This window comes from Stenotrophomonas sp. SrG, assembly GCF_050031795.1.
Taxonomy (GTDB): domain Bacteria; phylum Pseudomonadota; class Gammaproteobacteria; order Xanthomonadales; family Xanthomonadaceae; genus Stenotrophomonas; species Stenotrophomonas rhizophila_A.
The window spans coordinates 1-231 of the sequence record NZ_JBNBBE010001644.1 but is presented as its reverse complement, the minus strand read 5'-3'; the positions used below and the strand labels follow the sequence as shown (position 1 = coordinate 231).

Annotated in this window: 1 protein-coding gene; it reads right to left on the bottom strand. The window is 68.8% G+C overall.

The window, feature by feature from the left end; all coding sequences use genetic code 11:
- A partial coding sequence (locus ACQG3P_RS24940) for an EAL domain-containing protein (RefSeq protein WP_426806543.1) occupies nt 1–231 on the bottom strand: 231 nt, incomplete at both ends.

Genomic DNA, 231 nt, shown 5'->3' with positions numbered 1-231 from the left:
CTGGCTGAGCTTGAGCCCGTGGATGGGCAACCGCCGCAGGTAGTTGAGCGCGCTGTAGCCGTCGCCGAAATCGTCGATGGTCAGCAGCACCCCCATCTCGCGCAGCCGCGCGAAGGTCTGCAGGGTATCGGGGGCGGCCTCGATCAATACCCGCTCGGTGAATTCCAGCTCCAGCGCGCGGCCGGGCAGGCCGTACTGGTCCAGCGCCTGGCGCACGTTGCGGGCCAGGTC